Source organism: Nocardioides sp. (assembly GCF_030655615.1).
Taxonomy (GTDB): Bacteria; Actinomycetota; Actinomycetes; order Propionibacteriales; family Nocardioidaceae; genus Nocardioides.
Window position 1 is genome coordinate 1 of sequence record NZ_JAURVJ010000115.1, and the last position, 6,535, is coordinate 6,535.

General features: G+C 73.3%; 4 protein-coding genes and 1 tRNA gene. 1 reads left to right on the forward strand and 4 read right to left on the reverse strand.

What is annotated here, in order from left to right; translation table 11 throughout:
* Positions 1-21: 21 nt before the first annotated feature.
* The 3 genes from Q7T52_RS09605 to Q7T52_RS09615 all read right to left on the reverse strand — a co-directional run bounded on the left by Q7T52_RS09605 (position 22) and on the right by Q7T52_RS09615 (position 2,785).
* The gene (locus tag Q7T52_RS09605; protein ID WP_304801853.1) at positions 22-1,419 is read right to left on the reverse strand and encodes an MFS transporter; all 1,398 of its coding nucleotides are present in this window, start codon (positions 1,417-1,419) and stop codon (positions 22-24) included.
* 45 nt (positions 1,420-1,464) lie between these two features.
* Positions 1,465-2,400 (reverse strand): RNA polymerase subunit sigma-70, encoded by a 936-nt coding sequence (locus tag Q7T52_RS09610; protein WP_304801855.1) that lies wholly within the window; start codon positions 2,398-2,400, stop codon positions 1,465-1,467.
* A 311-nt stretch (positions 2,401-2,711) separates the two neighbouring features.
* Positions 2,712-2,785 (reverse strand) — tRNA-Pro (locus Q7T52_RS09615).
* Positions 2,786-3,214: 429 nt separating this feature from the next.
* On the opposite strand from Q7T52_RS09615, the gene Q7T52_RS09620 reads away from it, so the two are divergent.
* Entirely contained in the window at positions 3,215-3,760 is a 546-nt protein-coding gene (locus Q7T52_RS09620; RefSeq protein WP_304801857.1) for a hypothetical protein, read from the forward strand.
* A 22-nt stretch (positions 3,761-3,782) separates the two neighbouring features.
* On the opposite strand, the gene Q7T52_RS09625 is transcribed toward Q7T52_RS09620, so the two are convergent.
* Positions 3,783-6,535, reverse strand: a 2,753-nt coding sequence (locus tag Q7T52_RS09625; protein ID WP_304801859.1) for an error-prone DNA polymerase, incomplete at its 5' end; no start/stop codon positions are given.

The window sequence follows — 6,535 nt, forward strand, 5'->3', positions numbered from 1 at the left end:
CCGTCGCACATGTGCGACGGGTCAGCGTGTTTTGGGGGTCGGGACAGGAGATTCTTCGGTCTCGGTGGGGCGGAGCAGGGCGAGGGCGACCACGGCGCTGAGGGCGGCGAGGACGGCGGCGCCCAGGACGCTGCGGTGGAAGGCCTCGGTGAGGTCGTCGGCGCCGCGCAGGGCGATGGACACGAGCAGGGCGAGGCCGATCGCGCCGCCCATCTCGCGGGAGGTCTCGACCGCGCCGCCGGCGAGCCCGGCCTCGTCGCCCTCGCCGCCGGCGAAGGCCGCGATCTGCACCGCCACCTGGGCGAACCCGAGACCGAGACCCACGACCGAGTAGGCCGGAAGCAGGTCGACCAGGAAGGTCGCGCCGTCCGGGACCCGGGCCAGCAGCAGCATCCCGGCGCCCAGCACGGCCATCCCGAGCGCCAGGGTCCTGGCGGCACCGACCCGTGCGATGACCCGCGGCGCGACCACGGCCGAGACCACGAGCGAGAGCACCGCGATCGGGATCGTGCTCGACCCGGCCGCCAGTGGCGAGTAGCCCAGCACCTGCTGGACGAACAGGGTCGCCTGGTAGATCAGGCCGAGGAAGCTGGCCCACAACAGGGCCGCCGCCAGGTTGGCCGCCACCAGCGACCGTCGGCGCAGGGTGGCGAGGGGCACGAGCGGGCTGGCGACGCGGGCCTCGACCACGACGAACAGCCCGAGCAGCGCGAGCCCCACCGCGAGCAGCCCCAGGGTGGCGGCCGCACCCCATCCCGACTCGGTGCTCTCGTGCACACCGAGGGTCGTGGCGACCAGCCCACCGGTGAGGGTGGCGGCGCCGGTCAGGTCGACGCCGCGGCGTACGTCGCCGACGTCGTCGACCGGCACGCGGCGCAGCACCAGCAGTCCGAGGACGAGCCCGGCCGGGACGTTGAGGTAGAAGACCCACTGCCACCCAGGCCCCTGGACGAGGAGGCCGCCCACGATCGACCCGCCGATGGCGGCCGTGCCCCCGGCGGCGCCGAAGATTCCTAGTGCCCGGTTGCGTTCCGGCCCTTCGGCAAAGGTGCGCGACACGATCGCGAGGGCGTTGGGCGCGGCGAGGGCGGCCCCGAGTCCCTGCCCGGCGCGGCCGGCGACCAGGACGCCCAGGTCCTGCGCCAGGGCTGCGACCAGCGACGCGACCGCCAGCAGCGCGATCCCGGCGACCAGGACCCGTCGGTGGCCGGCCAGGTCGCCCGCGCGCCCGCCGAGCAGCAGGAACCCGGCCACGGCGACGCCATACGTCACGACGACCCACTGCAGGTCGGCCGGCGCGACGTCGAGGTCGCCCTGGATCGAGGGCAGGGCGACGTTGACGACGGACAGGTCGAGCACCGTCATCGCGACGACGCCGCACATGAGGGCGAGCACGATCGGCTTGGTGTGGTGGGCCATGACCAGTACCGACCGGGCCCGGGCGCCGGATCTGTCGCGGCGCCCTCAGGACGTGACGTTCCGCGGAAGCCCGAAGGCCTCGAACAAGCTCGGTTCGAGGAACGACGTGACGGCCGCGATCCGCCCGTCGCGCACGGTCAGCACGTCGAGGGCATACGCCGCGTGGTCCGTCCGGTCCTCGTCGAACCGTGCGTACGCCGCCACGGCGAGCTGGCCGTTGGCGGTGGTCACCCGGTGCCGCCAGTCGACCTCGAACGGTCCGGCCAGGAGGAAGCTCGTGATGGCCGCGGGGCCGGCGTACCAGCCGACCAGGGGCGGCATCGACCAGGTCGCGTCCTCGGTCAGCAGCGTGAGCAGCCCGGCGAGGTCGTGGGTGCGGAGGGCCTCGGTGTAGCGCCGGACCAGCTCCTGCTGGCCGCCGGGCCCGAGGTCCTCGAGGGCCGCGCGCTGGGACGCCCGCGGGCCGAGGTCGGCCAGCACCAGCCGGGCGCGGCTGAGGGTCGAGTGCACCGAAGCGGGGCTCGTGCGCATGGTCTCGGCGACCTCGACCGCCGAGAAGCCGAGGACGTCGAACATCACCAACGCGGCGCGCTGGTTGGGCGTCAGGTGCTGCACCGCGGCGACGAAGGCGAGCTCGAGGCTCTCCCGCCCCTCGGCGCTCTGGTGCGGGTCGTCGGCCAACGGCTCGAGCCACGGGATCTCGAGACGGCGCTCGAGATCGGGCGCACCGGTCGCCCGCTCGGCGACGTCGACCGGCAGGACCCGACGCTCCTTGCGCTGCAGCTCGTTGAGGCAGGCGTTGCTGGCGATGCGATGCAGCCAGGTGCGACGCGAGCTGCGCCCCTCGAACGTGTCCCGTCCGCGCCAGGCCCGCAGCGCGACCTCCTGCAGCACGTCCTCGGTGTCGTGCACCGAGCCCAGCATCCGGTAGCAGTGCGCACGCAGCTCGGCCCGGTAGGGGTGCAGCGGGTCGTCGTCCATCGGCGAGATCGTACGACCAGGAGCGAGCACCCGGACGACGCGGCCGCATGGGGTCGACCGCGCCGTCCTTCGGCGAGTAGGACGTCCTAGGGACAGTCTCGCGATCGAACCCTACGACGACTTGCGCGCTCGAGGGATCCGAATTGCCCCATTGGGGGGCGGAAAGATCCGCCTGGGTGAGGTCGTGTGCCCGTGGACGGCCCCCTGACCGGTGCCGGGTGCACGACGCGGGTCCCGGGGCGACCTCCTCGGGACGAGGAAGAGGCCGTCCCCGCCGGGGCGGGAACGGCCTCTGACCTGCTGTCGTCCGGTCGGGCTGACAGGATTTGAACCTGCGACCCCTTGACCCCCAGTCAAGTGCGCTACCAAGCTGCGCTACAGCCCGAACGCCCCGGCTAGCGGGGCCTGAGCACCTTATCGCAGGGGTCGGGCCGGATCGGAATCGGTATCCGCGCGAGCCGCTCGCGCGCTGCTCCGTCGCGCGGGTCGCCGTCCGTGGAAGGATCCCCAGGCCGGTCCCGGACCGCGGAGCGGCACCCCCACCCAGGGAGATGCCGTGTCGGACCAGCCGCCCTTCCCGCCCCCTCACCTGCCCCCCGACCAGCCACCCCGGGTGCCGCCGGCCGAGGCGCCGACGGTGGGGCCCTGGTCGCAGCAACCTCTCCCACCGTCGGGCCACCCCCAGAGCCAGCCGCCCGCCCAGGTCTGGGGGCAGCAGCAGCCCTACCAGCCGGCGTACTCCCCCGGACCGGGACAGTCACCGAGCGGGCCGCCTCGGGGAAGGACGCCGTGGGGGCTGGTCATCGGTGCGCTCGTGGCCGGGCTCGTCATCGGCGGTGGCGCCGCCGCCGGGATCGTGGCGGCCACGACCGGCGACGTCGAGGACAGCGACGACTACCAGGCGCTCGCGGACGACCTCGACGAGGCCGAGGCGAGCCTGGCCGCCCAGGACCGACCCACGGCCGACAGCGACGCGCCGGTCGACCCCGAGACCCTGACGTCGCCGGCCGCGCCCACCTCACCGGCAGCGCCCCCGTCCTCGGCCGCGCCCGGCGGCACGCGCGACGTCGACGGCTGGACGGTCACCGAGCCCGAGATCACCCAGGACGACCTCGGCGACTTCGAGGCCTCGCTCGAGGCCACCAACACGACGTCCGAGCCGGCGATCGCCCTGTTCGACGTGACCCTCAAGCAGGGGGACGACCTGGTGGCCGAGCTCAGCTGCAGCGACTTCGAGGCCCAGGACGAGGCCGGTTTCGAGGACATCCCGGTCGGTGGGACCACGATGCTCGAGTGCCTCAGTCTCGACGACTACGTCGCCGACGGCTGGGACACGGTGGAGATCACCTACAAGTTCTGACCTCCGGGGCGGGCCACCACCGTCAGCGGAAGTCGCGAGACGACGCGCGCGCCTGCAGGACCGCACCGGCTCCCGGCACGAGGACGTCGATGCCCTCGACCCGGTCGGCGATCAGGTTGGTGACGCCCTCGTTGCGCTCGAGGGTGCCGCGGATGACGACGGCGACCCGGTTGCGCGCGGCCTGCCGGTGCACCTTCATCACGCCGACCGAGCAGACCACGTTGAGCATGCCGGTCTCGTCCTCGAGGTTGAGGAACGTGACCCCCATGGCGGTCCCCGGCCGCTGGCGGTGGGTGATGAGGCCGCCGACGTGGACGCGACGACCGGACTCGGTCGTCTCGAGATCGGCGATCGAGCGGACCCCGGCCCGGCGCAGGTCGTCGCGCAGGTGCTCGACGGGGTGCCGCTCCGGCGAGACCCCCGTGGCCCACAGGTCGGCGAGGGTCAGCTCGGGCTCGCTCATCCCGGGCAGCATCGGTGCGTCGGGGGCGGGCGTCGTGCCGGCGAGGTGGTCGGCGCTCTCGGCGAAACCCGCCGCCCACAGGGCCTGCCGGCGGTCCATCCCCCACGAGTCGAACGCCCCAGCCGTGGCCAGCGCCTCGAGCTGCGAGGGGGTGAGGTCGGCGCGGCGGGACAGGTCCGTCACGCCGTCGTAGGGCGCCTCGTCGCGTGCCGCCACGATCCGGCGTGCGACGTCGAGGCCGATGCCGCGCACCGAGTCGAGCCCCAGCCGTACGGCGAGCCGTCCGTCGCGGCGGTGTGCGGGGACCGGGTCGGGGGTGCCCGGCACCCACTCCACCCGCGTGAACGACGGCCGGCAGCACCCCTCGAGCCCGGTCGCTCCACCCTCACCAGGAGCGAGGATCTCCAACCCCGCCTGGGCTCCTGACAACGCGACGTCGGGTCGGCGCACGTCCACACCGTGGCGCCGGGCGTCGCCGACCAGCGACTGCGGGGAGTAGAACCCCATCGGCTGGTTGCGCAGCAGCCCCGCCAGGAACGCCGCGGGGTAGTGCAGCTTGAACCACGAGCTGGCATAGACGAGCAGCGCGAACGACAGCGCGTGCGACTCGGCGAACCCGAAGTTGGCGAACGACAGGATCTTGACGTAGATCGCGTCGGCCTTGTCGCCCGTCAGCCCGCGGGTGGCCATCCCGGCGTAGAGCTTGGTCTTGATCGACTCGATCCGCTCGATCCCCCGCTTGGACCCCATCGCGCGCCGCAGCAGGTCGGCGTCGTCGCGGCTGCAGTCGCCGAGCGCGACGGCCATCGCCATCAGCTGCTCCTGGAAGAGCGGCACGCCCCGGGTGCGCTCGAGCACGGGCACCAGGTCGGGGTGGTCGTAGGTGACCTCCTCCTGGCCGGTGGCCCGGCGCACGTAGGGGTGGACGGCGCCGCCCTGGATCGGCCCTGGCCGGATCAGCGCGATCTCGATGGCGAGGTCGTAGAACTCGCGTGGTCGCAGCCGCGGGAGCGTGCCGATCTGGGCGCGGCTCTCGACCTGGAAGACGCCGATCGAGTCGGCCCGGCAGAGCATGTCGTAGACCGCCGGCTCCTCCTTGGGCATCGTCGCGAGGGTCCACGACTCCCCCAGGTGCTCGGCGACGAGCCGCATCATGTGGTCGAGCGCGCCGAGCATCCCCAGCCCCAGCAGGTCGAACTTGACCAGCCCCATCGACTCGCAGGCGTCCTTGTCCCACTGCAGGACGGTCCGCTTGTCCATCCGGCCGCGCTCGATCGGGCAGACCTCTCCGATCGGCCGCTCGGTCAGCACCATCCCGCCGGAGTGGATGCCGAGGTGGCGCGGCGCGCCCATCAGCTCCTCGGCCAGCGCCACCACCGCGGGCGGCACCTCGTGGGCGGTCGGGTCACCCGCGTCACCGGTGACCACCGACTTCCAGCCGTCGATCTGCTTGGACCACGCGTCCTGCTGGCCCTGGGAGTGACCGAGCGCCTTGGCGGCGTCGCGGACCGCCATCCGTGGCCGGTAGGCGATCACGTTGGCGACCTGGGCGGCGTTGCGGCGGCCGTAGGTGTCGTAGACCCACTGGATGACCTCCTCGCGCCGGTCGGAGTCGAAGTCGACGTCGATGTCGGGCTCCTCGTCGCGGTGCGCGGAGATGAACCGCTCGAACGGCAGCCGGTAGAAGACCGCGTCGACCGCGGTGATGCCGAGGGCGAAGCAGACGGCCGAGCTGGCCGCCGATCCCCTGCCCTGGCAGAGGATCCCGCTGTCGCGGGCGAAGGCGACGATGTCGTGGACGATGACGAAGTAGCCCGAGAAGTCCTTCTCGCTGATGACGTGCAGCTCGTGCTCGAGCCGCTCGCGCGCCACCGCGGCGTGGGGCAGGCTCGCGTAGCGCTCGGCGAACCCGCGCTCGGCGAGCACCCGCAGCCAGGAGTCGGCGCTGTGGCCCTCAGGGATCTGTCGCTTGGGCAGCGCGGGCGAGGCCTTGCGCAGGTCGAAGGCCAGCTCGTCGGCGAGGGTGACGGTGCGCGCGACCGCCTCGGGGTGGGCCGACAGGGCGCGGGCCGTCTCGGCGCCCGAACGCAGGTGGGCCGAGGCCGAGAGGTCGAGCCAGCCGTCGAGCTCGGCCAGGCTGCGACGCGCTCGTACGGCCGCCATGGCCGACGCCAGCCGGTGCCGGGACGGCGTCGCGTGGTGGACGTTGCCCGCGGCGACCACGTCGAGACCGTGGGTCGCGGCCAGCCGGGCCAGCGCGGCGTTGGTCTCGTCGGCGCCCGCGCGCGGCGACAGCTCGACGAGCACGTGGT

Bases quoted from the DNA above. Each gene is read 5' to 3' on its own strand.
- Q7T52_RS09605 (WP_304801853.1), bottom strand. From the start codon at position 1,419: ATGGCCCACCACACCAAGCCGATCGTGCTCGCCCTCATGTGCGGCGTC.
- Q7T52_RS09610 (WP_304801855.1), bottom strand. From the start codon at position 2,400: ATGGACGACGACCCGCTGCACCCCTACCGGGCCGAGCTGCGTGCGCAC.